27 protein-coding genes and 1 pseudogene are annotated in these 23019 nt (G+C 72.5%); 12 read left to right on the forward strand and 16 right to left on the reverse strand.

Annotated features, from left to right (window positions below; all coding sequences use genetic code 11):
• Positions 1-5 precede the first annotated feature (5 nt).
• The 9 genes from BX285_RS17300 to BX285_RS17340 all read right to left on the reverse strand — a co-directional run bounded on the left by BX285_RS17300 (position 6) and on the right by BX285_RS17340 (position 11031).
• A complete protein-coding gene (locus tag BX285_RS17300) occupies positions 6-1184 on the reverse strand; it encodes a glycine amidinotransferase (RefSeq protein WP_121175595.1) in 1179 nt (392 codons plus the stop codon).
• A 54-nt stretch (positions 1185-1238) separates the two neighbouring features.
• Positions 1239-2573, reverse strand: a complete 1335-nt coding sequence (locus tag BX285_RS17305; RefSeq protein WP_121175596.1) for a peptide ligase PGM1-related protein — start codon at positions 2571-2573, stop codon at positions 1239-1241.
• Between the two features lie 83 nt (positions 2574-2656).
• Entirely contained in the window at positions 2657-3892 is a 1236-nt protein-coding gene (locus tag BX285_RS17310) for an ATP-grasp domain-containing protein (RefSeq protein ID WP_121175597.1), read from the reverse strand.
• Between the two features lie 10 nt (positions 3893-3902).
• Complete coding sequence (locus BX285_RS17315; RefSeq protein ID WP_121175598.1) at positions 3903-5321, reverse strand: FAD-binding oxidoreductase; 1419 nt, start codon at positions 5319-5321, stop codon at positions 3903-3905.
• Positions 5318-6310 (reverse strand): diiron oxygenase, encoded by a 993-nt coding sequence (locus tag BX285_RS17320; RefSeq protein ID WP_121175599.1) that lies wholly within the window; start codon positions 6308-6310, stop codon positions 5318-5320. Before BX285_RS17320 ends, BX285_RS17315 begins: the two co-directional genes overlap by 4 nt.
• A gap of 64 nt (positions 6311-6374) precedes the next feature.
• The gene (locus tag BX285_RS17325) at positions 6375-7067 is read right to left on the reverse strand and encodes a 2OG-Fe dioxygenase family protein (RefSeq protein WP_183107087.1); all 693 of its coding nucleotides are present in this window, start codon (positions 7065-7067) and stop codon (positions 6375-6377) included.
• Positions 7068-7370: 303 nt separating this feature from the next.
• Positions 7371-8150 carry a maleylpyruvate isomerase family mycothiol-dependent enzyme gene (locus BX285_RS17330; RefSeq protein ID WP_121175601.1) on the reverse strand — a complete coding sequence of 260 codons (780 nt, stop codon included), beginning with the start codon at positions 8148-8150 and terminating at the stop codon, positions 7371-7373.
• 64 nt (positions 8151-8214) lie between these two features.
• Entirely contained in the window at positions 8215-9513 is a 1299-nt protein-coding gene (locus BX285_RS17335; protein WP_121175602.1) for an MFS transporter, read from the reverse strand.
• Between the two features lie 318 nt (positions 9514-9831).
• Positions 9832-11031: a right-handed parallel beta-helix repeat-containing protein gene (locus BX285_RS17340; protein WP_259470556.1), complete on the reverse strand. Its 1200-nt coding sequence runs from the start codon at positions 11029-11031 to the stop codon at positions 9832-9834.
• Between the two features lie 271 nt (positions 11032-11302).
• On the opposite strand from BX285_RS17340, the gene BX285_RS38430 reads away from it, so the two are divergent.
• Positions 11303-11695 (forward strand): Dyp-type peroxidase, encoded by a 393-nt coding sequence (locus tag BX285_RS38430; RefSeq protein WP_259470557.1) that lies wholly within the window; start codon positions 11303-11305, stop codon positions 11693-11695.
• On the forward strand, positions 11620-12462 hold the full coding sequence (locus BX285_RS17345; protein ID WP_259470558.1) for a Dyp-type peroxidase: 843 nt from the start codon (positions 11620-11622) through the stop codon (positions 12460-12462). Before BX285_RS38430 ends, BX285_RS17345 begins: the two co-directional genes overlap by 76 nt.
• 55 nt (positions 12463-12517) lie before the next feature.
• On the opposite strand, the gene BX285_RS17350 is transcribed toward BX285_RS17345, so the two are convergent.
• Positions 12518-13756, reverse strand: coding sequence for a cytochrome P450 (locus BX285_RS17350; protein ID WP_121175604.1), 1239 nt, complete (start codon positions 13754-13756; stop codon positions 12518-12520).
• A gap of 134 nt (positions 13757-13890) precedes the next feature.
• Here BX285_RS17350 and BX285_RS17355 point away from each other — a divergent pair.
• Positions 13891-14130 (forward strand): annotated as a pseudogene (locus BX285_RS17355) (DUF4345 family protein); the annotation flags it as partial.
• Between the two features lie 47 nt (positions 14131-14177).
• On the opposite strand, the gene BX285_RS17360 reads toward BX285_RS17355, so the two are convergent.
• Positions 14178-15800, reverse strand: a complete 1623-nt coding sequence (locus BX285_RS17360) for an FAD-dependent monooxygenase (protein ID WP_147465178.1) — start codon at positions 15798-15800, stop codon at positions 14178-14180.
• A gap of 117 nt (positions 15801-15917) precedes the next feature.
• Between BX285_RS17360 and BX285_RS17365 the strand changes: the two genes are divergently transcribed.
• Positions 15918-16571 (forward strand): TetR/AcrR family transcriptional regulator, encoded by a 654-nt coding sequence (locus BX285_RS17365; RefSeq protein ID WP_121175607.1) that lies wholly within the window; start codon positions 15918-15920, stop codon positions 16569-16571.
• Between the two features lie 14 nt (positions 16572-16585).
• On the opposite strand, the gene BX285_RS17370 is transcribed toward BX285_RS17365, so the two are convergent.
• Entirely contained in the window at positions 16586-16867 is a 282-nt protein-coding gene (locus BX285_RS17370) for a hypothetical protein (protein WP_121175608.1), read from the reverse strand.
• A 169-nt stretch (positions 16868-17036) separates the two neighbouring features.
• The gene (locus tag BX285_RS17375; protein ID WP_121175609.1) at positions 17037-17357 is read right to left on the reverse strand and encodes a heavy-metal-associated domain-containing protein; all 321 of its coding nucleotides are present in this window, start codon (positions 17355-17357) and stop codon (positions 17037-17039) included.
• Between the two features lie 219 nt (positions 17358-17576).
• Here BX285_RS17375 and BX285_RS17380 point away from each other — a divergent pair, with 219 nt between their 5' ends.
• The gene (locus tag BX285_RS17380) at positions 17577-18737 is read left to right on the forward strand and encodes a permease (RefSeq protein WP_121175610.1); all 1161 of its coding nucleotides are present in this window, start codon (positions 17577-17579) and stop codon (positions 18735-18737) included.
• A 25-nt stretch (positions 18738-18762) separates the two neighbouring features.
• Here the strand turns inward: BX285_RS17380 and BX285_RS17385 are convergent, their stop codons facing one another.
• Complete coding sequence (locus BX285_RS17385) at positions 18763-19365, reverse strand: hypothetical protein (RefSeq protein WP_097238814.1); 603 nt, start codon at positions 19363-19365, stop codon at positions 18763-18765.
• A 222-nt stretch (positions 19366-19587) separates the two neighbouring features.
• On the opposite strand from BX285_RS17385, the gene BX285_RS17390 reads away from it, so the two are divergent.
• Entirely contained in the window at positions 19588-20001 is a 414-nt protein-coding gene (locus BX285_RS17390; RefSeq protein WP_097238815.1) for a GNAT family N-acetyltransferase, read from the forward strand.
• 64 nt (positions 20002-20065) lie between these two features.
• Here BX285_RS17390 and BX285_RS17395 read toward each other — a convergent pair whose 3' ends face one another.
• Complete coding sequence (locus BX285_RS17395) at positions 20066-20470, reverse strand: nuclear transport factor 2 family protein (RefSeq protein WP_097240379.1); 405 nt, start codon at positions 20468-20470, stop codon at positions 20066-20068.
• A gap of 94 nt (positions 20471-20564) precedes the next feature.
• Between BX285_RS17395 and BX285_RS17400 the strand changes: the two genes are divergently transcribed.
• The 3 genes from BX285_RS17400 (at position 20565) to BX285_RS17410 (ending at position 22109) form a co-directional block, all read left to right on the forward strand.
• A complete protein-coding gene (locus BX285_RS17400) occupies positions 20565-21059 on the forward strand; it encodes a MarR family winged helix-turn-helix transcriptional regulator (RefSeq protein WP_097238816.1) in 495 nt (164 codons plus the stop codon).
• Positions 21056-21511 carry a MarR family winged helix-turn-helix transcriptional regulator gene (locus BX285_RS17405; protein ID WP_121175611.1) on the forward strand — a complete coding sequence of 152 codons (456 nt, stop codon included), beginning with the start codon at positions 21056-21058 and terminating at the stop codon, positions 21509-21511. Before BX285_RS17400 ends, BX285_RS17405 begins: the two co-directional genes overlap by 4 nt.
• Positions 21512-21707: 196 nt before the next feature.
• On the forward strand, positions 21708-22109 hold the full coding sequence (locus tag BX285_RS17410; RefSeq protein WP_097238818.1) for a hypothetical protein: 402 nt from the start codon (positions 21708-21710) through the stop codon (positions 22107-22109).
• Positions 22110-22173: 64 nt separating this feature from the next.
• Here the strand turns inward: BX285_RS17410 and BX285_RS17415 are convergent, their stop codons facing one another.
• Complete coding sequence (locus BX285_RS17415) at positions 22174-22275, reverse strand: DUF397 domain-containing protein (RefSeq protein ID WP_121177598.1); 102 nt, start codon at positions 22273-22275, stop codon at positions 22174-22176.
• Positions 22276-22338: 63 nt separating this feature from the next.
• Here BX285_RS17415 and BX285_RS36845 point away from each other — a divergent pair, with 63 nt between their 5' ends.
• The 3 genes from BX285_RS36845 to BX285_RS17425 are packed head-to-tail and all read left to right on the forward strand — an operon-like array spanning position 22339 to position 22969.
• On the forward strand, positions 22339-22482 hold the full coding sequence (locus BX285_RS36845) for an ATP-binding protein (RefSeq protein WP_147465179.1): 144 nt from the start codon (positions 22339-22341) through the stop codon (positions 22480-22482).
• Positions 22479-22769, forward strand: a complete 291-nt coding sequence (locus BX285_RS17420) for a hypothetical protein (RefSeq protein WP_097238822.1) — start codon at positions 22479-22481, stop codon at positions 22767-22769. The genes BX285_RS36845 and BX285_RS17420 overlap by 4 nt, the downstream gene beginning before the upstream one ends.
• Positions 22766-22969 carry a hypothetical protein gene (locus BX285_RS17425; protein ID WP_147465180.1) on the forward strand — a complete coding sequence of 68 codons (204 nt, stop codon included), beginning with the start codon at positions 22766-22768 and terminating at the stop codon, positions 22967-22969. The genes BX285_RS17420 and BX285_RS17425 overlap by 4 nt, the downstream gene beginning before the upstream one ends.
• Positions 22970-23019 lie beyond the last annotated feature (50 nt).

Raw genomic sequence — 23019 nt, forward strand, 5'->3', positions numbered from 1 at the left:
CGCGCTCATGCGAGGTAGTCCTCCGGTCCGCCGTCGCGCACGGTGTCCAGGGTGAAGCAGTGGAACCCGCCGCCGAACAGCCGGCGGTGGCGGTGCACCACCGGGACGACGGTGAAGCGGGCCTGCTCCAGGGTGCGGATCAGCTCCGGGCAGGCGGCGTTGACCAGGACGGTCTCCTCGTCCACCGAGAGCACGTTGAGGTCGATGTACTTGCTGGTGAGGATGAGGTCGTCGTCCTCGTACTGCGGGAAGTTGTTCACTTCCGGCACCGGCGGGACGATCAGGTCCCAGGTGCGCAGCGGCTCGGGCAGCAGCTCGGCGACCTTCTCGGAGCGCACCAGCAGCGTGCCCGGGCGCAGCGCGAGCACCATGCTGTCGATGTGGCTGTCGCTGAGCCGGTGCACCCGGTGGAAGCGGAACCGGCCCTCGAAGTGGCGCTCCAGCCAGTCGACGGCGAGGGCGTGGTTGGCGGTGGAGATGTTGACCACGACGTCGCGGCCGAGCCGCAGGCACTGCGCGCCGTCGAACATCATCTCGAAGCCGACGTCGTACGGGGAGGGCTGCGGGTCGCGGACCGGCTCGGTGGGGCCGCCGATGGTGCTGTTGGCGTAGGACGGGTCGAAGGAGGCGTCCGTCATCAGCGGGCGCGGCATGACCGTCCAGCGGGCGCCGGAGGCGAAGTACCCGGCGAAGACCGGGGTGAGCAGCTGGGTCTCGAAGTAGCGGGAGCGGATCATCGGCGGCGTCTCGACGATCTCGTCGCCGAGGACGAGGGTGTTGTCCCGCAGGTTGAGCGGCGGTACGACGGCGGCCGACCAGGCGGGGGTGCGCACTTCGACGGTGGCCTTGTCGAGGGGGAGCGGGCGCAGCACCTTCACGCCGAGCGAGCGGAGGGTGGCGGCGATGCCCTCGATGTCCTCGGTGAGCTCGTCGACGTAGCGCTGCTTGATCGGCGACTGGCCGCTCCGGCGGCCCGGGCCCTGGCCACCGTTCGCCCCGCCGTCGGCGCCGGAGGTGGAGCCAGGGGCGGTCAGCCGGGGGTAGTACCACTCGGAGCGGATCAGGTTGTCGTGGTGGAAGAGGTCGAAGGAGAGCTCGCGCTCGTGCGAGGTGTAGTTCTCGGCGGAGCCGACGACCACCTCGCGCAGCCTCGACCACTCGTCGTAGCTGTTCAGCAGTGCCATGGTTGATCCTTCATCAGGTCGGTACGCGCCGTGGGCGCGGGTGCGGGCTCGCGGTCAGGCCGGGGTGGGCAGGAACAGGGACTCGACCCGCTCGCGGACCACCTCGGCGGCCTCGAAGTCCTCGGCGATCACGCAGAACCGCACGGTGCCGTCGGCGTGGCTGAACGCCTTCACCAGGACGACGCCGGTGCGACTGGCCCGGTCGTAGGCGAGGCCGGCCGCGGCGAGCTTCTCGGCGGCGGCCGTGAACGAGGGCACCGGCCACTTGCAGTACTCCACGAGCACCCGGCTGTCGGCGTAGTCCGGCCCCACCAGCTGCCGGCCGATGACGGTGTAGATGTGGGTGGAACCGGTGATCCGCCCGTTGTACTCGGTGAACATCACCTCGCCGGTGCCGGTCACGATGGCGTCGGCGCAGAACTGCCCGCGGAAGCCCATCATCCGCAGCGTCTCGCACAACCGGCCGCCGGCGGCGACCAGTTCGGGCAGCGCGCGGGGCGGCAGCCCGGGGGAGGGGATCACCTGGGCGTTGGCGACCGGCGCGGAGAGCATCTCGCCGTGCTCGGAGAAGACCGGGCCGTCGTCGGTGATGACGAACTCCACGAAGATGCCCCGGCTGTCGGGGACGTAGCGCTCGACCACGGCCGGGTAGCGGCTGCCGTTGGTGGCCCACTCCCACCGCTCGTCCAGGTAGGCCCGGATCGCGGCGCGGTCGGGCAGGACGAGCACCCGCTCGGCGCCGACCGGGCGGTAGCCGTCGACCGGGCTGACGATCTCGTTGCCCAGCCCGCCGCAGGAGTAGTCGCGCTTGACCATCACCGGGTAGCCCTTGGCGAAGAGGCCGGCGATGACCTCCTCGGCGTCGACCTTGCTGGTGCACACCCCGCCCTCCGGCAGCGGCACGCCGGAGCCGGCCGCCACCGCGCGGAAGACCGCCTTGCTGTTGAGCAGCATCCCGCCGCCCTGGCCGACGAAGGCGTGGCCGGGGACGGCCTCCAGGAAGCCGAGCGCGCGGCCCAGTTCGACCACCGAGGCCTCCGGCGTCAGCGGGATCACGTCCTCGACGGGCCGGTCGGCGATGGCCTTGGCGAGGTCGCCGCGGAACTCCGGGTCGGCCAGCCGGTCGGCGGTGAGCAGGTCGGTGCCCACCACGCCGGGCGGGGGCACCAGCACCTGGAAGGAGGAGCGCGGGGTGCCGGTCAGGGCGGTGATGTAGTCGACCAGCTCCTCCTCGGGCTCCTGCGGCAGGACGACGATGTCGTCCGGGCGGGCGAACCAGATGAGCAGCTGGGCGGAGGCGGCGGCCGTCTGCAGGTGCGCCTGCGGCAGCAGCGCCGGGTCGCCGGCGAGTTCGTCGGTGAAGCAGTTGCCGATCAGCAGCCTGGGCATGGCGGTTCCCTTCGGAGGGGGCGTGCGGGAGGCGTCTGCGGGGCGGGGCGAGGGCGGGGTGGGGCAGGGACGGGGTGACGCTTTCACGGCAGGACGTAGACGCCCTGGTCCTCGTACGCCCGGATCCGGGCGCGGTCGCGGTCGACCGTCGCGAGCGAGGGCGCGGCGAGGTAGACGTAGCCCGGGACGGTGGCCAGGTCGACGGTCCGCGGCACCGGCTGCCCGGGGGAGAGCGGCGCGCTCAGCTCCACGAAGGACTCCAGCGCGCGGTAGCGCTCCTGCCAGGCGTCCGAACCGGCCACCCCGGCCCGGTGGTTGGACAGGTAGACCTGGCGCAGCTCCTGCGACCAGCGCAGGTCCTCGTCCGGGAAGGCCTTGAAGGCCTCCGGGTCGGTCAGGGCCAGGGCGTACAGGTGGACGTGCGAGGTGCCGAGGTACTTCTCGTGCACCCAGGGGTGGATGGATCCCATCAGCCGTGCGCCGGTCTCGATCAGCACCGGCCCGGCAGGGGTGAGCATCACCTCGCTGTGCGCCGCGCCGTGCGCGATGCCGAGCGCCGTGACGGCCTCCTTGGTGTACGCCACCACCTGCTCGCCGCGCGGGTCGGAGCGCTGCACCGGCTCGTGGTAGTCGTACACCGGCGAGCCGTGAGGGCCCTTGTTCTTGGTGCACTTGAGGATCTCGGCGACCTTGTGAACACCGTCCCGGGAGACGGTGTTGACGATGTACTCGTCGCCCTCCAGGTAATCCTGGACGAGCACCGCCCGGTTGGCGGCGCCGATGAAGTTCGGCCGGCCGAGGACGTCCTCGGCGGCCTCGCGCACCTGCGCGGCGGTGGTGCAGACCCGGACGCCGTCGGTCGCGGCGCTGGCGAGCGGCTTGACCACGACGGTGGTGCCGCCGTTCGCGGTGAACCAGGCCGTGGCCTGCCCGGCGTCGGCGGCGAGCGTGCCGGAGGGCGCCGCCAGCCCGGCCGCGCGCAGCAGCTCCGCCATCCGGGCCTTGTCCCGGCGGGCGGGTGCGGTGCGCACGTCGTTGCCGGGCAGGCCGAGCCGGTGCGCCAGGGCGTCGGCGAGCAGCACCCCGGACTCGCCGCCCGCGATCACCCGGTCCACCCCCAGCCGGCGCAGGGCGGTGACCGCCTCGTCCTCCGGCAGGTGGCCGAGGTCGACGGCGTAGGCGTCCGGGTCGAAGCCGCGGGTGTAGGACTCGCGGAAGGCCGGCTGGGTGCGCAGGTGGACGCACTCCACCGCGTGCTCGGCGAGCTGTCCGACCAGGATCCGGGAGGTCGAGAAGCCGTCCACTACCGCGATGCGCATGCGAGGCTCCTCACTCGGGGTTCCCCTGGCCGGGGCGGATGTTCTGGTTGTGGTGCAGGGCGTTGCCCGGGTCGTACGCCGCCTTGACGGCGGCCAGCCGCCGGTAGCGCGCGTCCCCGTACACCTCCCGGACCCGGTCGGGGCGCTCGTCCACCAGGTAGTTGACGTACGCGCCGGTGTGGCTCCACGGGTCGAGCCGTTCGACGGAGCGCCGGGTCCAGGCGATGTTCTCCAGGTCCTGCGCCCGCCTGCTCCACTGCGCGGAGACGGTGTGGATGAACGGCGCGTCCCGGCCGGGGAAGGCGCTGTCCTGGTCGGGGACGTCGGCGATCGCGCCGCGCAGGTACTCGAAGTTGATCGAGGACAGCGGGGAGGGCATCGCGGCCAGCGAGTCGACCATCTCGGCGGCGGCCGGCGCCGGGACGTCGGCCAGGTAGCGGGTCTTGGTGTAGTAGCGGTTGCCGTCCGGGCGTTCGTGGTCGCCGCCGCTCTGCAGCTGCCGGTAGCCGATCGGCCCGCTGCTCGCGGCGGCCGGCGGCAGGGCGGCGAACAGCGGCTCGGAGGCGGCCTCGGCCCGCTCGGGCGCGCCGAACCACACCGCCGTCAGGTAGAGCGCGGGGCGGCCGCGCAGCCGTTCGGGCAGCCAGGTCTCGTAACCGCCGTACTGGCCCGCGACCTTGAGCGCGCCGGCCACGTGCAGGTCCGCCGACAGCTCGCCTGCGAACGCCCGGTAGTTCGCCAACGCCTGTTCGGCCGAGGCGAGTTCGTACACGCCGGTGCGGCGGTGCACCGGGACGGCCGGCCGCAGCCGCAGCGTGAACCGGGTGACGATCCCGAAGTTCCCGCCGCCGCCGCGCAGCGCCCACAGCAGCTCGTGGTGGTCCCGCTCGGTCGCCTCGACCACCGAGCCGTCCGCCAGGACCACCTGGGCGGAAAGCACGTGGTCGCAGGTCAGGCCCCAGCGGCGGCTCAGCCAGCCGTACCCGCCGCCGAGGGCGAGCCCGGCCAGGCCGGTGCGGGAGATGATCCCGGTCGGGCAGACCAGCCCGTGCGGCTCGGTCGCCGCGTCCAGGTCGCCGAGCAGGCAGCCGCCCTGCGCCCGCGCCGTCCGGGCCGCCGGGTCCACCTCGACACCGCGCAGCAGCGACAGGTCGACCATCAGGGTGCCGTCGGCCACCGCCGTCCCCGCCACGTTGTGCCCGCCGCCGCGCACCGTCACCTCGTACCCCGCCCCGGCGGCGAAACGCAGCGCCCGGCGGACGTCCGCCACGCTGGCGCAGCGGACGATGTGGGCGGGCCGGCGGTCGTGCATGCCGTTCCAGACCCGGCGGGCCCGGTCGTAGCCGGGATCGCCGGGGCGCAGCCAGGTGCCGTCCAGGACCGGGACGGTGGGCTGACTCACCCTGGTACGACCGGAGTTGACGGTCATCGCAGTGTCACTCCGCCCCAGTCGAAGTCGATCTCCTCCAGTGCCCCCAGCTCGGTGCAGAGCGCGTACAGCGCGCTGTAGTCCTGGACGAGCATGGTGCGCCCCTGGTCCTGCTCGACGTCGCGCATCATCCGCTCGCCGTCCGCCACCCCGACCAGCCGGACCACCCGGCGCCAGGTGGTGAAGTCGTTGGCGCCGAACGCCCGCATGCCGTCGCCCACGGCGTCCAGGAAGTACGCCCGGCGCTCGGCGTCCAGGCCGGCGCAGACCTCCTTGGCGACCTCCTTGGAGATCGCGGAGTGGCAGTACTCGTCGCGGTTGTGCATGGTCGCGGTGGCCCGGTTCACCGGCTGGACCTCCGGGTCCTCGGCGATCAGGTTCAGGTAGGCGTTGATGGACAGCTCCGACACCGTGGCGAAGGCCAGCGTGGTCAGCTCCCGCTGCCACGGCTGCCCGGCCTCGGCCAGCCGCTCGGCGTGCCGGCGGGCCTTGCGGGCCACCGGCAGCGCGCTCTCCGGCAGCTGCCAGCCGCGCCGACGCCGGGTCACCGCACTGGCGTTGAGGTGCATCAGGGTGTGGTACTGCTCGTCCACCATGGCCTGGGTCGCGGCCAGGACGGAGGTCTCGGACAGGCCGGTGCCGAAGGCGTCCCGGGCGATCAGCTCGAAGCCCGGGTTCACCACCCGCTGCTCGTTGTCCATCACGTTCTTGTTGAACGCCACCCAGGCCCAGGCGAGCAGCCGGGCCCGCTGCCCGCCGTCGAGGGCGAGGTAGGCGGGGTGGTCGTGGAAGGGGAGCAGGTGCTCCGGGTAGTCCGGGCGGTCGGGCTCGAACAGGTCGTCCAGGTCCGGCTCGGCCCGCTTCACCGAGGCCCGCCGGGCCCAGTTGCCGGCCAGCCGGGCGATGACGGCGTTCTCGACGGGGTCGTCCGGGTCGTGCTCCGGCAGCTGCGGGGCCGGCGAAGGGTGCGGGGACGGGGGGTGGGCCATGGCGTGCGTCCTCTCGGGAAGCTGTCCTGCGGCGGACCGGACCCTAGGGGTCGTCAGGCACGCCCTAGCACCAGGTTCCGGCCAGCACGGCCTTCTCGTACGCCTCCCCGTAGCGCCGCTCCGGCCAGGTGTTGTAGGCGAGCAGGAAGATGTCGCGGTGCCCGTGCTCGCCGGGCGGCGCGGCGATGTCGGTCGCGTAGTGCCGCATCTTCCGGTCGTCCAGCACGACGGCCTGCCCGGGCCGGAGGACCGTCCGCACGAAGGGTTCGTCGCTGTCCATCGGCAGCAACTGGGTCTCGCCGCCGGTGATGTTGACCCGGTCGATGACCGCGATCACGCTGAACGTGTGCCCGTCCTGGTGCGGCCCCTCCGGCACCGAGACGCCGCGGGTGCTGTCGTCCGAGACGATCCGCCACTGGTGCACGTCGACCTGCCAGTCGGTGGCGGTGTCCAGTGGCACCTCCTCCGCGCCCGCCCGCACCAGCGGGCCGGGGTCGATCCGCAGCGGGTCGAAGTCGCGCAGCCGGCCGCCCGTCACACCGTTGAACTTGGTCGCCTGGCAGAACGGGCGGTGCGGCAGCAGTTCCAACTGCCAGCCGGCGGTGGCGGAGTGGGCGATCCGGTACTGGGAGAACCGGCGGTGGCGGAACTTGCCGTCGCAGTACCGGTCCACGGGCAGGGTCGGGAATTCGCGGAGGACGGAATCGTCGAGTTTCGGGACGGGGAAGAACCGGTAGTGCCGTTCGTCGAGCGCCATGCGGAAGCCAGCCGTTCTGTGGGGTGTCAGACGACGTGAGGGAGACCACGTGGGGAGGGCAGGAGGTACCGGTCCCGGGCCTTTCGGCGCGGCCGGAGGGTCGCTCCTGCGACGACCATCGTCATTCGGCATGACCACGGCGTTCAAGGGATCCGCGCTTCCGGAACCGGCATGACGTGATCCGGACAGGTCGGATACGACGGTTCTCGGGCTGCGAATGCTGAACGGGGAACGCGAAGGGGGCGGAACCGGTCGGTTCCGCCCCCGTTCGATCGCAGGCAATCATGGTCGATCAGGGTCGACTCACTCCGGCACCCACTCCACCAGCCGGTCCAGGACCCGCCGGTCGCCGTCCAGCTTCAGGGACTCCAAGGGGGCCCGGCCGTACATGGTCATGACCAGCTCGTCGGCCGTGCCGCGGGCCGAGAGGTCGGCCGCCTCCGGGGCCTCGCCCGCCGCGGGCAGCAGGATCGGCCGTGCGCCCTGGGCGTCGAACCGCAGGCGCCAGGAACGGCCCCCGGCGATGTGGTAGTCCAGGACGGCCGGCTCGTGCGGCCACGGGGACGTGGTCGCGTTGCAGGTGTGCAGGAAATCCTCGACCCCGTCGAGCGCCACGGCGTCCGGCAGCGGCTGCGGGGCGCCCAGGGTGAGCTGCGCGTCGTAGGTGTGCACCGAGATCTCCAGCAACTGGTGCCGGGCGACGGCACCGGAGGTCTGCGGCGACAGCGATTTGCCCCACCACGTCCAGCAGCCGCGATCCGGCCCGGCCTCCCGCAGTGCCTCCAGCATCAGCTCCGTCGACTCGGCCGACCAGGCGAGCAGTTCCTCCCGGCCGCGCGGCGCGACCGGGCCGCGCCCCGGCTCGAACCCGGCCGGCGGGGTGTCGGCGGGCCCGGCGGCGACGGTGGCGGCCCAGCGCCGGCGGCTCTGGCCCATGTGCTGCGCCAGGTCGAACAGCGTCCAGTCGGGGCAGGAGGGCACCTGCGCGTCCAGGTCGGGTGCGGCGGCGAGGGCAGCACGGAAGACGGTCGACCGCTCGTCGATCAGCCGCAGGTGGTCAGCGAAGTTCAGGGTTTTGTGCACCCCGGATGTCTATCACCGCGCCCCGCCCGCCTGGTAGCGATTTATCAGGGCCCTCGGGCTGGTCCTAAACGTCCTCGGCGGCGGCCCGGCCGGCGGCCCGGTCGGCGGCCTGTTCGGCGGTCTGGGCCGGGGACTCCATGGCGGTCATCCGGGGGAGCAGGAGCAGCACGGCGACCAGGAGGGCGAGCAGCAGGCCGCCGCCGAGCAGCAGGGGCGCGCGGATGCTGGTGGTGGAGGCGATCCAGCCGCTGAGGGCGGCGCCGGTCATGATGCCGAGTCGGGACAGCAGCATGTAGCAGCTGTTGACCCGGCCGAGGAGTTCCTTCGGGACGGCCTGCTGGCGCAGCGAGATGGCCTGGATGTTCCAGGTGACGATGCCGAAGCCGATCACGCCGTACAGGGCGGCGACCTCGAACACCGAGGTGCTGAACGCCATCAGGATCAGTGAGACGCCCATCAGCAAGAAGGAGAGGGCGATCCGGGTGCCGCGGCTGAGCACGCGGCTGATCCGGCCGGCCAGGGTGCTCGCGGCCGTGCCGCCGATCGCGCCGGCGGCGAGGACGATGCCGTAGGAGGCGGCGGGGGCGTGGATGACCCTGGTGACCATCAGGACCATCATGGTGGTGCCCATGAAGCAGGTCAGCGCGCCGAGGGTGGAGAGGACGGCGAGCATCCGCACCTCGCGGTGGCGGGCCAGCCAGCTGACGCCCTCGCGGATCTCGGTGAGGACGGGGCGGCCGGTCCGGGCGCGGGTGGCGGTGGAGCGGCCGGTGGCGGCGACCAGGGCGGCGGCGAGGGCGAAGGAGATGCCGTCCACCGTGAAGGGGTAGCCGGCGGCGACGGCGAACAGTGCGGAGCCCAGCAGCGGGCCGATCAGGTTGCCGCCGACCAGCATGTTGGCCTGCATCCGGCCGTTGGCGGCGTCGAGCTGGTCGGGGCGGACGACCTCCGGGACGGCGGAGGTGGCGGCGTTGGAGAAGACCGTCTCGCCGCAGCCGAGCAGGAAGGCCAGGGCGGCGAGCGTGATCAGCGGCGGGTCGGCGAGGAAGACCCAGCAGGCGAAGCCGAGGACGACGGCGGCGCGCAGGGCGTCGATCGTCCACATCAGCCGGCGGCGGTCGCTCCGGTCGGCGAGCACCCCGCCGTAGAGGGACATCACCAGGAAGGGCAGCGACCCGGCGACGGAGACCACCGAGACCGCGCTGGGCGAGTCCGACACCGCCACCGCGAGCAGCGGCAGGGCCGAGTCCCGCATGCCGTCGCCGACCGAGGAGATCGCCGAGGCCGACCACAGCAGGGTGAATTTCCGGCCCAGTTGCGGACGGCTTTTGGGTGGCTTCTCGGCCAGGTCTGCTGCGGTCACCGAGGCAGTATGTCATGTCCGCGGAGGGCGGTCGGGATGGATTCCGAAGTGCCCGGGCTGTCCCGAACTGCCCGTGCCGGCAAGGAAGTCCGGGTCGCCCCGGGGCGCCCGGACTGTCCTGCGGGTTTGCGAACTCTTGGGGGCTTCACGGCCGTCCGGGCGGGGGCTTCGCGGCCGTGCGGGCGGGGCCTCCGGCTGTCCGAGCCCCGAGGCGCCCTTGACGAGCGTGGCACTCCTGCGGCCGGGGCCCGTCTCCGGACCCCCGGTGGACGACGGGGGTCCGGAGACGGGCCCCGGCGGTTGTGGACGCGGGGGCGGTCAGGGTGTCGGGACGGTGTCGGTGCTCGTCGGGAGGGGGTAGGCGTCGGGGTCGACCGGGCCCGGGAGGTCGGTGGCGGGGCGGCCCGGGGCGGCCGGGTCGGGCAGGGACGGCTGGGCGGGTGGGGCGGGCACCTGGCTGAAGGGGATGCCGGGGGGCGCCTGGACCGGGCTGGTGTGGCCGGCCGGCACGGGCCCGCGGCCCTGGACTCCGCCCTGGACCCCGCAGGCCGCCAGGGTCTCCAGGTTCTCCGGGCTCTGGACGGCGGGCAGGTTGCCGGTGAAGCAGTTGCCCGGGTCGACGGAGGCCAGGGTGAGGTCGGTGCCGTTGCCGGTGGCGCGGTTGCCCTCGATGCGGTTGCCGCTCGCCGGGTGGCCGGGCGGGTCGGTGACGATGATGCCGACTGCGCGGTTGCCCTGGACGAGGTTGCGCTGCACCCGGTTGGCCGTGCCGCCGCCGATGCCGATGCCGATGCCGAAGCCGCCGTCGGCCTGTTCGGGGGTGTCGGCGGCGTTGTTGTCGGCGACGACGTTGCCCGCGATGACCGCGCCGTGCTGCGGGGCGAGGGCTTCGAGGTCGTTGGAGTTGACGGTGACACCGACCCGGTTGCCGGTGACGCGGTTGCCGAGGATCGTCAATCCGTCGGAGGCGTTGGTGAGTTCGATGCCGACGGCGTTGCGCTCGACGGTGTTGCCGCGCACCAGGGTGTCGCAGGGCCTGCACTGGCCGACGTAGATGCCGGAGTCGGCCTGGCCGGAGGCGTACGACTCCTCGATGACGCCGCCGCGCGCGTCGAAGGCGTAGATGCCGTACAGGCCGTTGTCGTAGGCGGTGACGCGCGTCGCGCGGAAGCCCTGGACGACGGGGAAGCGGGCGGTGTCCAGCGGGTCGTAGGCGGAGCCGCCGGCGCCGCGCTGCTGCAGCTTCTCGTCGGTGACGCCGGTGAACAGGACGCCGTTGGCCAGGTAGCCGTGGACGGTGAGGTTCTCGACCACCGACCCGGGCCCGGTGACGGTGACGCCGTTGACCAGGCGCACGCCGCCGTCCAGGACCACGGCGTTGCGGTCGCTGCCGCGCAGCACGATCCGGGGCTTGGTGATCCGGACGCTCTCGCGGTAGGTGCCCGGGTCGACCAGCACGGTGTCCCCCTCGCGGGCGACGTCCACGGCCTGCTGGATGGTCGGGAAGTGCTGCGGCACGCGAACGACCGTGCCTTCGGGATGTTTTGCGTCGGACGAGGTCGAACCGGCCGACGAGCAGCCGGAGACGGCGGTCGAGATGACGAGGGCGGCGGAGGTGAGCAGAGCGGGAATCAGTGCCCGGACTCCCCGCCTGGGTGCGGGTGTTGTGGGGCGAGGAAAGTGACGTGTGGTCAAAAGTTGCATAATGCGTGTTCTATCGTCTCCAATGTCGCCCATGCATGCCGAAACCGGAAAGGCGCAGGACCGGCCACGAACTGTCGGAGGCGGCGTGGACCGCAGGGCCCTGCTCGCGGGCGGGGCGGTGCTGGCCGCCGGGGTCGGCGCGGGGGTGGGGGCCGGGGTCGCGGCGCTGGCCCGCGGCGGCGACGGTGCACCGGCCGCGGCGCCGCCGCCCGAGCCGGCCGTCCCCTTCCACGGCGAACGGCAGGCCGGGGTGACGGCCCCGCAGCAGCCGGCCACTCAGCTGTTCGCCTTCGACCTGGCCCCCGCCGCGACCTCGGACGGCCGAACCGCCCTGCGGGGTCTGCTGGCAGAGGTGACCCGGGTGCTCGCCGAGGCGGCCGGGGGACCTCGGCGGACCAGCGGTTGCGGGGCGGGGAGCCGGCCCGGCTCACCGGCCTGGTGGGCGTCGGCCCGGGGCTCGCCGCCCGGCTGGGACTGAACGTTCCGGCGCCGGTCCTCACCGAGCTGCCCGCCTTCCCCGGGGACCGGCTGGACCCGGCGCGCGGCGGCGGCGATCTGCTGGTCCAGCTGTGCGCGGCGGACCGGTGGCCGCTGTCCGTCGTCGCCGAGCAGCTTGCCGCGGCGGCCACGGCGGCGGGGGCCTCCATGCGGTGGACGCAGTCCGGCTTCCTGCCCCGCACGGCCGGCGGCGCGACGCCCAGGAACCTGTTCGGCTTCAAGGACGGTACGGCGAACCCGGACGAGGAGGCCGCCCGGCAGTGGGTCTGGGGCCCGCCGGGGCCGTACGAGCACGGCACGGTGCTGGTCTACCGGCGGATCCGGATGGACACCGGCGCCTTCGCGGCCCTGCCCGCGGACCGGCAGGTCCTGGCGATGGGCCGCCGGTCGGGCGACGGCGCGCCGCTCACCGGGACGGCGGAGCACGACGAGCCGGACATCTACGCGAAGAACCCGGACGGCTCGTACGTCATCCCCGCCTCCGCGCACGTCCGGCTCTCCAGCCCCCGGCTGGACGGCGGCGCCCGGATGCTGCGGCGCGGCTACAGCTACGACGACGGGCCGGGCGACCGGGGCCTGCTGTTCTGCGCTTTCGTCCGGGATCCGGCCCAGTTCACCCGGGTGCAGACCCGGCTTGCGGCGCGGGACGCGCTGAACCCGTTCCTGGAGCACACGGCGTCGGCGGTGGCGTACGTCCTGCCGGGGGCGCCGGAGGGGCGGGTGCTGGGGGAGGGGCTGTTCGGTTGAGCGTCCGGGCCGTGCCGCCGTGGCTGTTCTGACCCGGCGGCACGGCCCGGCGGCGTCACCAGTCGACGGGGATCCGGGCCGGGCTCCGGGTGGTGCCGCCGAGCTGCCACGCGATGTCCGCGACCGGGGTGGTGAGCCGCAGGCCGGGCAGGGCGGTGGCGAGGCGGTGGAGGGATTCGCGCATTTCGAGCCGGACCCGCCAGGCGCCGATGCAGTAGTGCGGCCCGGCGCTGAAGGCGAGGGTGGGGGCGGCGAGCGGGAGGTCGAGGTCGGCGTCCAGGCCTTCGGGGTGGACGGCGGGGTCGCGGTTGGCGCTGCCGAGGCTGATGGCGACGACGGAGCCGGCCGGGATGGTGGTGCCGCCGAGTTCGACGGGTGCGGTGGCGCGGCGGATGGTGGCCTCGTCGTCGCCGAGCGGGATGAAGTGCAGCAGCCGTTCGGCGGTGCGCTCGGCGGTGTCCGGGTCGGCGAGGCGGGGCCAGTGGTCGGGGCGTTCGCCGAGGAGGTAGAGGAGGGCGTTGCCGAGGGCGCCGGCGACGCTCTCGTTGCCGCTGGCGGTGAGTCCGGCGGTGAGGTAGACGAGTGATTCCTCGGGGATCCCGCCGTCCTGGCTGTCGTCGTGGCCACCGGCCTGGTCGGCGGCCTGGACGAGCCGGCTGACCAGGTCGTCGCCGGGTTCGCGGCGGCGGCGTCGGATCAGCTCGGTGGTGAACTCGCCGTACTCGGCGAGGGCTTCGGCGTGGTCGGCGGCGCTGCTGCCCTGGTTCTCGCCGTCACCTTGGGCGAGCAGCGCGAGGGTCCAGCGCTGCAGCCGGGCCTCGTCCAGGCGGTCGGGCCCGTCGCCGTCGAGCCCCATCAGCCGGGTGGTGACGGCGAAGGGCACCGGCCGGGTGAAGGCGGTGACCAGGTCGGCGGGCGGTCCGGCGGCGACCAGCGCGTCCACGGACTGCTGGACGGCGGCCGCGACCCAGGGCTGCCAGCCGGCGATGGCGCGCGGGGTGAAGGCGCGTTGGACGGTGCCGCGCAGGCGACGGTGGGCGGGGCCGTCCTGGTTGAACAGGGACGCCGGGTTGGCGGCCACGTCGGCGGTGGTGCCGGCGGTGCCGACGTCGTGCAGGTCGGCCCGGGTGATCCGGGGGTCGCCGAGGACCTGCCGGACGTCGTGGTAGCGGGTGACCAGCCAGGCGGGGGTGCCGTCGGGGAGGGTGGTCGGGTGGGGTGGCCGGGCGGGGGAGACGGGGAGCCGGTGGAGCGGCGGGAGGGTGGTCCGGGTGTCGGCTGCGGCGGAGTCCATGGGGCCCTTCGGGTGAGGTGCGGCCTTCGCCTTCAACTGTCATATTTTCAACCGCAGTTGGAGGCTTCAGGCGGTATTTCCCGTTACGGACCGATGCTAAGCGTCACAGCCCCGGGGCGTGTCTTCACACCCCGGACGCCGGCCCGACGGTCGGCAGCTTCGGCCGCTTCATGGGGGCGGTCTTCGCCGGGTACGGCGCGGCCTGGATCGCGGTCGCCCGGCAGACGCCGGTGCCCGCCCGGGCGGTGCGGTGGCTGGCGGCGGTGTTGCTGCTCGGCGGCCTCGGGCGGGTGCTGTCCCTCGCGGTGGACGGCCGGCCGCACGCGTTCCAGCTGGTGCTCATGGGGATCGAACTCGGGCTCGCCCCGGTGTAATTCCGGCTCTCCGGCGCCGACGAGCGGGCGCGGGCTGCCGCCCCGGCTCACGCCACCGGGGCGTAGCGCGCGCCGTAGCTCAGCAGCTGCTCGGCGAGGGTGCCCGGATCGGCGGTGGCGCCGGTGAGCGCGACGTAGCCGTCCGGCCGGACCAGGACGACGGCGGGGCCGCGCAGCCCGTACGCCCGGGCCACGTGGCCCCCGGGGTCCAGCACCGCGGCCCGCCGCAGCGGCGTGGCGACGGGCAGCGGGGCGGAGGTCTCCGGCGCCGGGTGGGCGCCGACGGTCAGCAGGGTGAAGTGCGGGCCGCGGAAGAGGTCGAACAGTCGGGTCGGGGTGCCGTCGGCGGTGGTGCAGGGGGCGTCGGGGGCGCGGTCGCCGGCCCGGATGCCGGTGGTGTCGTCGAGATCGCGGCCGAGCGGCCCGCCCCGATAGCCGACGGAGAGCCCGGTGAAGTCGTTCCCGGCGGCGGCCAGGTGGACGAACTGCTCGGTCAGCGCGCGGGCGCCGTCGGCGCCGAACAGCGCCCGGTGCTGGGCGGAGGTGGCGGCGAGGACGGCCCGGGCGACGGGCAGCCGTTCGGCCTGGTAGCTGTCGAGCAGCCTGTCCGCGGCCCCGCGCAGCACGGCGGCGAGCTTCCAGCTCAGGTTGTGCGCGTCCTGGATGCCGGTGTTCATGCCCTGGCCGCCGGCCGCGGAGTGGCAGTGCGCGGCGTCCCCGGCGAGCAGCACCCGGCCGTCGCGGTAGCGCTCGACCATCCGGACCGTGGGCCGCCAGACGGTGGACCAGACCGGCTCGTGCAGCGTGATCCCGGGCAGGCCGGCCCGTTCGGCGAAGAGCCGACGGAAGGTGTCCCCGGTCGGGGCCGGGATCGCGCCGTGCTCGTCCGGGGCGACGGAGAGGTGGACGGCCCAGTTGGCGTCCGCCCGCATCGGGATCATCGCCAGCGCGCCGACGCCGAGCCGGGGGTCGTTCCAGATGTGCATGGCGTCGGTGTCCAGGCCGTCGACGTCCATGGAGGCCATGAGGAACCGTTCCTCCTCCCAGGTCTCGCCGAGGAAGGGGATGCCGGCCAGCTTGCGGACGGTGCTGCGCCCGCCGTCGCAGCCGACCAGGTAACGGGCGGCCAGCTGCTCGGTCCGGCCGGCGGTGTCGCGGCCGTCGGTGTCGCGGCCGGCGGCGCGGTGGACGGTGGCGAGCACGCCGTCCGCGTCCTGGGTGTAGTCGATCAGCTCGGTGCCCGTCTCGACGGTGACGCCGTACCCGGCGAGCCGTTCGCGCAGCACCTCCTCGGTGTGGTGCTGGCCGAGCAGCAGCATGCCGGGGTACGGGCGGTCGGGGGCCGGGCGGTTGCCGGCCGCCGGGTCGACCTCGCCGAGGAGGCGACTCCCCTCGTACGTCCGGACCTTGAGGTCGAGCGCGCCGCGGTCGAGGATCGCGTCCACGACGCCGAGATCGTCGAAGACCTCCAGCGTGCGCGGGTTGACGCCCTTGCCGCGGACGCCGCGGTCGCGAAAGCGCGGCTCCCGCTCGATCACGCGGCAGCCCACCCCGGCGCGGGCCAGCCCGAGGGCGAGCGCGAGGCCCACCGGGCCGGCGCCGACCACCAGGACGTCGATGGCGTTCGTCTGATCGTGGGTGTGCATGGCGGTGTGCAAGGCGGTTTGCAAGGCGGACTCCCCCTGGCCATTCGGTCATAAGATACGGCGCGTTTCTTGTCTTCGACTGTAGACTCGGCCCGGTAAGAAACGCAACGTATCTACGAGAGTCGGCGCGGGAGGGTCGGGATGAACGAGCGGGTGGGCACCTCGGAGGCATCAGGCACCTCGGGCACCTCGGGCCCCTCGGGCGCATCGGGCGCCTCGCGGCGGCGCGGTGACGAACTGGAGCGGGCGATCCTGGACGCCGTCTGGGCCGAACTCGCCGATCACGGCTACGACCGGCTCACCATGGAAGGCGTCGCCGCCCGCGCCCGCACCAGCAAACCGGTGCTCTACCGCCGCTGGCCCAACCGGGCCGCGCTCGTCATCGCTGCCCTCGGCCGCAACGCCCCCGACTACCAGGAGCCGCCGGACACCGGCGAGTTGCGGGCGGACCTGGCGCTCTTCCTGGGCAGCCTGCTGCACCGCTTCGACGACCTGCCGGCCCACGCCGTCCACGGCTTCCTGGTCGACCTGCTGCGCGACCCCGAACTACGGGCCGGATTCACCCACGGGCTGACCGCCCGAGGGCCGGTCGACAGCCTGGGCGCGATGATGCGCCGCGCCGCCGACCGGGGCGAGATCAACCCCGCCCGGGTCACCCCGCGGGTCGTCTCGCTCCCGCTCGACCTGCTGCGGGACGCGTTCCTGACGGGCGGCACCGTGCCGTCCGACCGGGTGGTGGCGGGGGTCCTGGACGAGGTCGTCATGCCGCTGCTGCGGGCACCGTCAGAGAGTTGACGTCTCGTCAATTCCTATGCGACGACGTGCCGCAGGTCGTAGAGGTACGACTTGCCGGCCTTCCAGCTGCGCCACGGGCAGAGCGGCGGGAACGGCTCCCCGGCCGTTCCGCCCGGCAGTGGCGCGGAGTTGGGCACCCCGTCGGCGCCGACGGTGCACCAGCCGCGTTCGGGGAGCCAGCGGCACCAGACGTCCAGGTCGGTGCGCTTGAACGACGGCCGGCCGTTGAAGGTGCCGTCCGGGACGAAGTGGTAGACCAGGCCGTCCAGGCGGCGAACGAACTCGATTCCCGGCACTGTGGGCCGCCCTCCCTTGGATACCCCCGATACCCCCACCCCGTACCCGAAAGCGGCCGGATCGGACCGGTTCCTGTGCGGTGAGGCGGTTCTCCACCCTACCGGCGTGTATGGGAAGGGCAGTCGGCCCGGACGGGTGTGGGGGTCGCCCGGGCCGACGACTGGGCGATCAGCCGTCCAGGCGGCCGATCAGGTCGTAGCCGGCCTCGTCGACGGCGGCGGCCACGTCGGCGTCGGCGAGCGGCCGGGTGCTGCCGACGGTGACCTTGCCGGTGGCGAGGTCCACAGCGACGTCGGTGACACCGTCGAGCTTCTTCAGCTCGGCGGTGACGGAGCTGACGCAGTGTCCGCAGGTCATGCCCTTGACCTGGAAGGCCGAGCTCAGGGCGGACGGCGCGGCGGGGGCCTCGGCGGCGCCGGTGCTGCACGAGCCGCAGCAGGAGGAGGCCTCGACGGTGGCCGGCTGGACGGTGGCGGTGGTCTCGCTCATGGGTGTGCTCCCTCTGTCGTCAAGTGCTCGGCGCCGCACGGGGAGTAGGCCCCGGCGGCTGCTTCGCTTCTGAACATACCATACCCCCCTAGGGTATCCACGAGTTTCTGATGGCCCCTGAATGCCTCGCGGCGCGCCATGGGCTTGGATACCCCGCATGGGTATATGGTGTGGCCGCGCCGATCGAGTCCCACCACGCCGCGGGGAAGGCGGACCGCCATGTACGCGATCCTGCACGCACTGTCCATCGCCGGAGCGATGACCTGGCAGATCACCTGGGCCCTGATCCTCGGCTTCCTGCTCTCCGCCGTCGTCCAGGCCGTGGTCCACAAGTCCACCGTCGTCCGCCTGCTCGCCGACGACCGCCCGCGCACCCTCGCCGTCGCCGCCGCCCTCGGAGCGGCGTCCTCCTCCTGCTCGTACGCGGCCGTCGCCCTGGCGCGCTCGCTGTTCCGCAAGGGAGCGAACTTCACCGCCGCGATGGCCTTCGAGATCGCCTCCACCAACCTGGTCGTCGAACTCGGCGTCATCCTGGCCCTGTTGCTCGGCTGGCAGTTCACCGCGGCCGAGTTCGTCGGCGGACCGGTGATGATCCTGGTGCTCGCCGTCCTCTTCCGGCTCCTGCTGCGCGACTCCCTGGTCCGCCAGGCCCGCCACGAGGCCGAGTTCGGCCGGGCGGGCGCGATGGAGGGCCACGCGGCGATGGACATGTCGGTCGCCGGGGAGGGCTCCTTCGTGCGCCGGCTGCTGTCCCGCCAGGGCGTCACGTCCGTCGCGCACGTCTTCGTCATGGAGTGGGCGGCGATCCTGCGCGACCTCGTCCTCGGCCTGCTCATCGCCGGCGCCATCGCCGCCTGGGTGCCCGACTCCTTCTGGCAGGCCTTCTTCTTCGCCGACCACCCCCTCGCCGGCAAACTCTGGGGTCCACTGATCGGTCCGCTGGTCGCGATCGCGTCCTTCGTCTGCTCGATCGGCAACGTGCCGCTGGCCGTGGTCCTCTGGAATGGCGGCATCAGCTTCGGCGGTGTGGTCGCGTTCATCTTCGCCGACCTGCTGATCCTGCCGATCCTCACCATCTACCGGAAGTACTACGGCCGCCGGACGGCCCTCTTCCTCCTCGGCACCTTCTACACGGCGATGGTCCTGGCCGGGTACGCCGTCGAACTCCTCTTCGGCGGGCTCGGGCTGATCCCCGACCAGCGGACGGCCGAAGTCCCCATGTCAGGCGTCGAGTGGAACTACACCACCTGGCTCAACATCGCCTTCCTCCTGCTCGCCGCCGCCCTGCTGGTCCGCTTCTTCCGCACGGGCGGCGCGGCCATGCTGCGCATGATGGGCGGCTCGCCGGAGTCCGCCCACCATGCGCACGACCACCACTGACGCGTCCGGTGGCCGCTGCGGCCCGTCAGGCCTTGCGAATGGAGTAGGCGACGCCACTCCCGGCGCAGGTGGTGGTGCTGTAGTAGCTGGTGACGACCCATCCGGTCGGAATCGGCGAGAAGGAGCACACGGCCAGATAGGTCTGGTTGGCGGCGTTGAGGATGGTGTACGCGACGCCGCTGCCCGCGCAGTTGTTGGCGCCGCCGTAGGAGGTGGTGACGACCCAGCCCGCCGGGATGGGCGAGAAGGAGCAGACGCCCAGGTTGGTCTGGTTGGCGGAGTTCATGATGGAGTAATTCACGCCGCTGCCCGCGCAGTTGACCGCACCGCCGTAGGAGCTGGTGACGACCCAGCCCGCCGGGATGGGCGAGAAGGAACACACGCCCAGACTGGTCTGCCCGTTCGAATCGGTGATGGTGTACGAGACACCGGTGCCGGGACAGTTGAAGCTGCTGTAGGAGTTCGTGATGACCCACCCCGCCGGAATGGGCGAGTTGGAGCAGACGGTCATGCTGCCGGTGACCCGCTGCGGCGCCGCCTGAGCCTGCGCGGTCGCGACGGTCACCGTGCCCAGCAGCATCAACACGACCGTCAGCAGCTTCGGGAAGTGGTTCCGTAAGGTCTTCAAGGCCTGTCTCGCTTCTTCTCGACGCGCTACGCGCACGGGGGATTGATTGAGCTGAAGTGAACCCCTGCGAACAGTTCGTTCACCTCAGCTGAGAATGGTGTCAGAGTTACCCCAGCGACACCAGAGCACCGTCGGCGACGATCGAGGCCGCCCCGGCCGACTTCCCGCGCACCGATCGAGGAGGGGTGATCACGGCCCCGGACGCATGGCAGGCTGCTCCGCATGGTGATCAGTGATGCGTCGCAGGTTGGTGACGAGGTGTTGGTGGTGTGCCCCGAGCTGACGGATGCCGAGCTCAACGAGTTGTTCGGCGCGTCGTGGCCGGACCACCGGTCGACGTCCTTCGTGCCGGTGCTGGCCCGCAGTCTGGCCTGGATCGCGGCGCGTCGGGGCGGTCGGCTGGTCGGTTTCGTCAACGTCGTCGGCGACGGCGGTGCGCACGCCTTCGTCCTGGACACGACGGTGCACCCGGACGAGCGCCGGCAGGGGCTCGGGATGCGGCTGGTGCGTGCGGCTGCCGAGGAGGCGCGGGCACGCGGCGCCGAGTGGCTGCACGTCGACTACGAGCCGCATCTGGAGTCCTTCTACGGCCAGTGCGGATTCCGGCCGACCGCCGCCGGGCTCATGCGGCTCTGAGTAGCCGCCGGTGCGGTGACCGACAGGGACGACCTCACGAGGAGGACAGCGCCAGAAGGACGACTCAGGAGGGCGACTCGGAGGCGGACGGCCCGGAGGCGGACGGCTCCATCTCCCCCGCGAAGACGATGATCTGGTCGATGAGGTTCCGCCGCAGATGGACGACGTCCGTTCCCGCCAGGCGGGGGCCTCCGTCCGGTGTGGTGAAGACCCACCGGTACCGGGCCCACTCGTCAGGCATGTCCACCGCCGAGCAGCGCGCCATCGTGCCGGTCCCCGCCGGGTGGCGCCGGATGTCCAGCACGAACCGTTCGACCGCCGCGAGTCCTTCGCTGCGGCCCAACGGCCCCCAGAAGACCACGTCCGAGGTCAGGGCCTGGGAGAGCAGGGCAGTCACATAGCTGTCGTCCGAGGCGTTGAACGCGGAGATGAACGTGTCGATCGCGGAGCGTGCCGTCTCTTCCTGCATGCCCCAGTAATACCAGCCGTTGCGCGCGAGGGGTGCCGTCGCGTCCGCCAGAAAATAGTAGCCATGGACATAGCATCCATGTACTCTATTCGACATGAGCAAGGGTTCACTGGGTCCCACGCCCGGCTTCCTGGTATGGCGGCTCGCCAACAAGTGGCGCGTCGCAGTCGATCGCGCGGTGGCTCCGCTGGGCCTCACGCACGCGCAGTACGCACTGGTCGCGTCGCTGTACGGCATGCAGCGCGCCGGCGAGCGGCCCAGTCAGCGCCAACTCGCCGACCGCACCGGCCTGGAGGCGCTGTACGTCTCGAAGCTGGCGCGCACCTTGGAGTCGGCCGGCCTGATCGAGCGTGCCCGCGATCCCCGCGACCCGCGCGCCGTACAGCTCGCCCTCACCGAGCAGGGCCAGGCCGTCACGCGGCGGGCCATCGCGGTGGTGCAGGACCTGCTCCAGCAGTTGCTGGAACCGCTCGGCGGCCTCGACGCCCCACGGACGCGCGCGTTCACCGACGAGCTGACGACTCTGCTCGACGCGCCTCTCGCACCATCCGTACCGAACGACGAGACCACTCAGGGGACAACATCATGACCACCACCGACTTCACCACCGCATCCGTCGCCGACGGCCGCGCCCTCGGCCTGGCCCACTACGCCGCCCGCGGTGTCCTGGAGCACGTTCTGACCCGGCACGGCATCACGTTCCCGCAGCAGATCGCGCTGCGCGCCGCGATCACCGTCGATGCCCCGCAGACGCCGGACGATCTCGTTACCCAGGTCCGGGGCTCCCTCAAGGCCGATCCGGCCGACATCCACGCCACTCTCGACGAACTGCTGGCCAAGCAGCTGCTCGTCGCGGACGGCGCGCACCTTCGTCCCACGGACGCCGGGCGCGAGCTGATCGCCGCCGTCGGCGCGGAGACCGCCCCGATCACCGCACGCATCTGGGGCGGGATACCCGCCGAGGACCTGGCCGCCTCCGGCCGCGTCCTCGCCCTGGTCACCGAGCGAGCCAACGCGGAGCTTGCTGCGCTGACCGCCTGACCGAGCCGACCAGGGTCTGTTGCGACCGTGCTGAAAGCGCGGACGGGCCGGGTGGGGTGATGCCTCGTCCGGCCCGTCCGCCCTCTGCTCAAGTTCGAGCGTGGTCACAGCCCCTCCAGTGTCGCCCACTGATTCACGCGTCAGGATCCACGTTTGACGCACGGCCTAGGCTGAGGTCGTGACCGGGAATCTTGAGTTGCGTACGTTTCAGGTGGGCGAGATGCACGCCGAGTTGCGCGGGCTGAACATGTCGGACGACCTCGAAGGGATGATCGAGGGCACGCCGTACCTGCACCGCCGGTTCAGGGTCATGCAGTTGGAGAAGCAGCTCGCAAAGACGCCGGGCATGTACGTGCACGACCTGGACGGCATCCGGGCCGACGCCGCGGCGCGGGTGGACACCTGGCTGCCACGGATCAGGGTGCACGCCCGGCTGAGCGCGCCCTGGTGCCCCGACGGGGTGACCGACCCCGGTCACAGCGAACTGTCCGTGGTGTGGTTCCAGCGGGCCGGCGATGACCCCTTCGGCCGGTTGGCCGAGATCGTGCGATCGCTGGACTGGACTGCCCTGGCCCGGTTCGAAGCGGATTTTGATTAGTCGCTCGAAGTGGAGAAGTGTGCGCGAGAAGTCGGCCGGGCCGACTTCTCGCGCACACGATGGTTCAGGCGGTGGGGAGTTCGCCGGCCTTGATGGCGGCGACGAAGGCCGTCCACGCGTCGGTGGGGAAGACGAGCGCGGGGCCGTTGGGGTCCTTCGAGTCCAGTTCGAGTTACGCCCGGACGCCCTCCGCATCGAGGTGCACGACGCGGACTCCAACCGACCCTCGGTGCCGCGTCCCGTCTCCGAGGAGGACGAGACGGGGCGGGGGCTCTGGTTCGTCTCCCAGCTCGCTGCCGGCTGGGGCTGCTGCCCGCGGGTGGGTGGCATCGGCAAGGTGATGTGGGCGCTGATCGACGGGGGTACGGAGTGAACGTCGAACTCCCCGAACTCCCGTTCCCTGTCACCGTGGAGATCAAGGGCGTCACCGAGGTCGCCACCTTCACCGAGCTCTCCGACGCCCTGGCTGCCATCCGTGCCAGCCTCGCCCGGCTCCCGCTGGACGACGATCAGTCCGCCTACCTCGCCGACCTCTTCGGCGAGGCCTCTGCCGCCCGGATCGCCCACCGGTTGGTCGAGTTCGGCGTGGTGTGCGCGATCGCCTACATCGGCATCGAATCGATCCATCCGATCTACCTGTGTGCGGCGGCGCCCGCGTGACCGGGCGGCGACTCAGCTGGACGCGGATCGAGATGTGGTGGTGCCTCAAGGCCCAGTTCTCCCGCCCGATCCGCGCCATCAGCCCCCGCCGCCATGCCGCCCACACCGAGATGCAGCGCTGGGCGGCCACCCCGGGCAACGCCGAAGCCCTCCTTCGCACCGTGCTCCGGCAGGCCGCCGCCCGCAACCCGCTCGCGTGAACGGACAACGGAAGGTGCCGGGCGGACCCCCGCAGGGACCGCCCGGCACC

This window comes from Streptomyces sp. 1114.5 (genome assembly GCF_003635085.1).
Classification (GTDB): domain Bacteria; phylum Actinomycetota; class Actinomycetes; order Streptomycetales; family Streptomycetaceae; genus Kitasatospora.

Excerpts from the sequence above, each read along its gene's own strand:
- BX285_RS17300 (WP_121175595.1), bottom strand. The coding sequence starts at position 1,184 with ATGGCACTGCTGAACAGCTACGACGAGTGGTCGAGGCTGCGCGAGGTG.
- BX285_RS17305 (WP_121175596.1), bottom strand. The coding sequence starts at position 2,573 with ATGCCCAGGCTGCTGATCGGCAACTGCTTCACCGACGAACTCGCCGGC.
- BX285_RS17310 (WP_121175597.1), bottom strand. The coding sequence starts at position 3,892 with ATGCGCATCGCGGTAGTGGACGGCTTCTCGACCTCCCGGATCCTGGTC.
- BX285_RS17315 (WP_121175598.1), bottom strand. The coding sequence starts at position 5,321 with ATGACCGTCAACTCCGGTCGTACCAGGGTGAGTCAGCCCACCGTCCCG.
- BX285_RS17320 (WP_121175599.1), bottom strand. The coding sequence starts at position 6,310 with ATGGCCCACCCCCCGTCCCCGCACCCTTCGCCGGCCCCGCAGCTGCCG.
- BX285_RS17325 (WP_183107087.1), bottom strand. The coding sequence starts at position 7,067 with ATGGCGCTCGACGAACGGCACTACCGGTTCTTCCCCGTCCCGAAACTC.
- BX285_RS17350 (WP_121175604.1), bottom strand. The coding sequence starts at position 13,756 with ATGGACTCCGCCGCAGCCGACACCCGGACCACCCTCCCGCCGCTCCAC.
- BX285_RS17365 (WP_121175607.1), top strand. The coding sequence starts at position 15,918 with ATGAACGAGCGGGTGGGCACCTCGGAGGCATCAGGCACCTCGGGCACC.
- BX285_RS17375 (WP_121175609.1), bottom strand. The coding sequence starts at position 17,357 with ATGAGCGAGACCACCGCCACCGTCCAGCCGGCCACCGTCGAGGCCTCC.
- BX285_RS17380 (WP_121175610.1), top strand. The coding sequence starts at position 17,577 with ATGTACGCGATCCTGCACGCACTGTCCATCGCCGGAGCGATGACCTGG.
- BX285_RS17390 (WP_097238815.1), top strand. The coding sequence starts at position 19,588 with ATGGTGATCAGTGATGCGTCGCAGGTTGGTGACGAGGTGTTGGTGGTG.
- BX285_RS17395 (WP_097240379.1), bottom strand. The coding sequence starts at position 20,470 with ATGCAGGAAGAGACGGCACGCTCCGCGATCGACACGTTCATCTCCGCG.
- BX285_RS17400 (WP_097238816.1), top strand. The coding sequence starts at position 20,565 with ATGAGCAAGGGTTCACTGGGTCCCACGCCCGGCTTCCTGGTATGGCGG.
- BX285_RS17405 (WP_121175611.1), top strand. The coding sequence starts at position 21,056 with ATGACCACCACCGACTTCACCACCGCATCCGTCGCCGACGGCCGCGCC.